Genomic DNA, 3,621 nt, shown 5'->3' with positions numbered 1-3,621 from the left:
GCGCGGGGGGGGTGGGGTGCGGGCGGCGGGGCCCGGGGGCCCCCACCCCCGGGGCGCGGCCCCCCCCGGGCGGGGGGGGGCGCCCGGGGGCCCCCCCCCCCGGGCCCCCCCGTCGGTGTGGACGCGGCTGCGTCCGAGGTGCAGTGTCAGCGCTGCTTCGTCGTCGCCACGAAGAGGTCGTCGAACAGTCCCTGGTCTTCGGTGGGCTGCTCGCCGTGCTTCCAGCGACGGCGCAGGCGGCGGATGGTGGTGATGCGCACCGGATCGACGCCCGGTTCGGTCTCGTACAGGCCCATGGTGTCCCTTCCCGTCGGCGGTGACCCCCGTGCGAGGGGAGTCCCGGTCGATTCCGACGGTACGGCCGCGTTCGGAGCCACGCCCGCGCAAGTAGGTAGAGAAGTTATCCATCCGCGCTGCGTGGACAATTCCTTCGCCCACGAACCGAGAGGCCCCTAACCTGCCTTACGACGTGGGCGGCACCCCGCCGTCGAGCGCCACGACGATGCGGTCGACGATGCGGACGAGGCGTCGGCGCTCTCGTTCCGAGAAGGAGGACAGGAGTTCGTGCAACTGCTCGTTGGTGCTGTCCAGCGCCGCTGCGAACACCTGCTCCTGGCCGGGCGTCAGCTCGATGAACCGGCTCCGACCGTCCTCCGGGTTCGGCACGCGCTGCAGGATGCCCTGCCGTTCCAGCCGATCGATGATGCCGGTCACCGCGGGGCCGGTCAGGCCGAGGTGCGACGTCAGGTCCTTCACCCGGACCGAGCGCTCGCCCGACTTCGCACGCCACACGTACTGCAGCACCGACAGGTCCGTGCCGGAGACGCCGGTCCGGTCACGCAACCGGTTGCGCAGCGCGGTCGAGGCCTGCTCCAGACGGGTCAGGGCACCCATCACGTCGAGGTCGCTCACCGGATGCCCTCCTCCGTGCGTCACGGCATGCCGGAGTGGGGACCGGCATGCTCGCGGCAAGGATATCCAGATACCGCTGGTTCCCGACCCAGCGCGGAGACCCCGTGAGCGAGCCGCTGGCGCCCGAGCCCGAGGAGACCCGGGAAGCCGCCGGACGGGAGGCGCTCGCCGACTCCGCGGTCCCCGTGCGCTTCGAGGTGGCCGGCACCGACCCCGACGCCGCCGTCCGTGACCTCGCCGGCATCTACTCCGGCAAGCACTGGCTGTCCCGGCGGACCGAGGGGGAGTTCTCGTACCGCTACACGGCGGTCGGCGACTCCGACGTCTCGATGCGCCGGTCCACCATGAACGGCTTCCTCCGCGGAGCATCCGGACCGAGCGAGGACCTGGTGATGAGCTGGCTCACCGCGGGGTCCGGCACCCCGGACACCCTGCGCGACCGGATCCCGCTGCGCATCGGACAGCCGACACTGTTCCCGGCGCACCGCGACCTCGTGTTCGTGGCCACCGACTACGACCAGCAGCTCGTCCACCTGGACCGCGGGTTCGTCCGGGACGTCGCTGCCGAACGCTTCGACGTCGGCGCCCGCGAGATGCGCTTCGACCACCTGCGGCCCGCGGACGCCCTGGCCGTCCGGCAGTGGCGCGACTCCCTTGGTGCCCTCGCCCGCGCACTCCGGGAGGGCGGCACCGGCTCGCTCGTCTGGCACGAGGCCAAGCGGCAGGCGGTCGACGCCTTCCTCCGGGTCGTCCCGCCGCAGCTCGACCAGCTGCCCGCGGAGCTGCTGCACCCCCGACAGGCGAAACTCCGTGCCGCGGTCGAGCACATCCACGCGCACGCCGACGACCCGATCACGATCACCGACCTGGCGCAGGTCGCCGGGCTCAGCGTCCGCAGCGTGCAGGAGGCGTTCCGCCGCACCTTCGGGGTGTCGCCGCTGAACTACCTGCGGCAGGTCCGGCTGGACCGGGTGCACGAGGAGCTGCTGGCCCTCGACTCACGGACGGTCTCGGTCGGGCAGGTCGCCACGCGCTGGGGGTTCGCGCACCTCGGACGGTTCTCGGCGTCGTACGCGGAGCGGTTCGGCGAGTACCCGAAGCAGACGTTGCGGCGGTGAGCCGCGCCTCCCGTCCGTGCCGGCGGACGCGGTGGTGTCCGTGGCGGCGGACACCTCGGCGGACACCCGGAGGCGCTACGGTTCCGCCATGACCGGTACGCCGACGACCGCCGAGGCACCGCCGACCCCCGTCCGGCGTCGGGCACTGCTGTCCTGGGCGCTGTGGGACTGGGGCTCTGCCGCGTTCAACGCCGTCGTCACCACGTTCGTGTTCAGCACCTACCTGGCGAGCCGGGCGTTCGTCGACCCGGCCCTCGTCCGGGCCGAGGGCTCCTCGGCCACCGCAGCTGCCGCCGTCGAGCGCGAACTCGCCCACAACGCCGCGACGGTCTCCACCGCGCTGACCATCGCCGGCATCGTCGTCGCCCTCGTCGCGCCCGCGATCGGCCGGCTGGCGGACACGTCCGGCCACCGGAAGCGTTCGGTGTTCATCGCCACGATCGGCATCGTCCTGTCGATCGTCGGCATGGTCTTCGTCGCCCCCGAGCAGCCGTACCTGGTGCTCGGGGCCGCCCTCATCGGCATCGGCACGGTCGCGTACGAGATCGCCTGCGTCGGCTACAACGCCATGCTCGGTCAGGTCGCCACCGGGCCGAAGACCGGGAGGGTGTCCGCGATCGGCTGGGCGGCCGGCTACTTCGGCGGCATCGTGCTGCTCATCGTCCTGCTCGTGCTCTGCATCCAGGACTTCGGCGTCGAGGGCAAGGGCGGGCTCCTGCAGCTGCCCGCGACGGTCGCCTCCGGGCAGTGGGACGTGCGGGTCGCGATCGGCATCGCCGCGGTCTGGCTCGCCGTCAGCTCGATCCCGCTGTTCGTGGTCGTGCCCGAGGCGCCCGCCGACCCCAGCCGCCGCGGGTCCCTCTGGTCCGCCTACGCCGACCTCGGACGGGACATCGCGCGGCTCTGGCGCACCCGCCGGAACGTCCTGGCCTTCCTGCTCGCCAGCGCCGTGTTCCGCGACGGCGTCGGCGCCGTGTTCACCTTCGGCGGGATCATCGCCGCCCAGGTGTTCGGCTTCAGCCCCTCCGGCGTCATCATGTTCGCGATCGTGGCGAACGTCGTCGCCGGCATCTCCACCGTCGTGTCCGGCCGGCTCGACGACCGGTTCGGGTCCCGACCGCTCATCATGGTGTCCCTGGTCGGCCTGTCGGTGTTCGGCACCGCGGTGCTCTTCGCCGGGTCCGCGCAGGCGTCGTTCTGGGTGCTCGGGCTCGGGCTCTGCATGTTCGTCGGGCCGGTGCAGTCGTCCTCCCGGGCGTACCTGGCGAAGCTCGCGACGCCCGGCCGCGAGGGCGAGCTCTTCGGCCTCTACGCCACCACCGGGCGGGCGGCGTCGTTCATCGCGCCGGCGCTGTTCGGGGTCGCGGTGACGATCGGCGGGTCGACGCGGTACGGGATCCTCGGCGTCGTCGTGGTCCTGATCGCGGGGCTGGTGCTGATGGCGTTCGTCCGCGACGAGCCGGCGGCGCCGGCGGGCGCCCCGGGCGCCTGACGCCTGCCTGCCGCCCGCCTGCCGCCGCCGCCCGTCCGCGGGCGGCCGAGGTCGCTCGACGTGCCGCTCACTTCCGCCGAGGTCGCACGAAGTGTCGCT

At 73.0% G+C, this 3,621-nt stretch carries 4 protein-coding genes; 2 read left to right on the top strand and 2 right to left on the bottom strand.

The features are described from left to right. Positions 1 to 146: 146 nt before the first annotated feature. Both QCD68_RS16975 and QCD68_RS16970 read right to left on the bottom strand, forming a co-directional pair. Positions 147 to 296 (bottom strand): hypothetical protein, encoded by a 150-nt coding sequence (locus QCD68_RS16975; protein WP_181421545.1) that lies wholly within the window; start codon positions 294 to 296, stop codon positions 147 to 149. A 166-nt stretch (positions 297 to 462) separates the two neighbouring features. Beyond that, positions 463 to 912, bottom strand: a complete 450-nt coding sequence (locus QCD68_RS16970) for a MarR family winged helix-turn-helix transcriptional regulator (RefSeq protein WP_111075823.1) — start codon at positions 910 to 912, stop codon at positions 463 to 465. A gap of 104 nt (positions 913 to 1,016) precedes the next feature. On the opposite strand from QCD68_RS16970, the gene QCD68_RS16965 reads away from it, so the two are divergent. After that, positions 1,017 to 2,030, top strand: coding sequence for a helix-turn-helix transcriptional regulator (locus QCD68_RS16965; RefSeq protein ID WP_301223866.1), 1,014 nt, complete (start codon positions 1,017 to 1,019; stop codon positions 2,028 to 2,030). An 88-nt stretch (positions 2,031 to 2,118) separates the two neighbouring features. Further along, complete coding sequence (locus tag QCD68_RS16960; RefSeq protein WP_301223865.1) at positions 2,119 to 3,522, top strand: MFS transporter; 1,404 nt, start codon at positions 2,119 to 2,121, stop codon at positions 3,520 to 3,522. The last annotated feature ends 99 nt before the right edge of the window (positions 3,523 to 3,621 follow it).

The sequence above is a fragment of the Curtobacterium sp. PsM8 genome (genome assembly GCF_030433875.1).
GTDB lineage: Bacteria > Actinomycetota > Actinomycetes > Actinomycetales > Microbacteriaceae > Curtobacterium.
This window is presented reverse-complemented; position numbering and strand designations above follow the sequence as displayed.

What these genes read in the sequence shown, in the direction of transcription:
- QCD68_RS16975 (WP_181421545.1), bottom strand. Translation starts at nt 296, where the DNA reads ATGGGCCTGTACGAGACCGAACCGGGCGTCGATCCGGTGCGCATCACC.
- QCD68_RS16960 (WP_301223865.1), top strand. Translation starts at nt 2,119, where the DNA reads ATGACCGGTACGCCGACGACCGCCGAGGCACCGCCGACCCCCGTCCGG.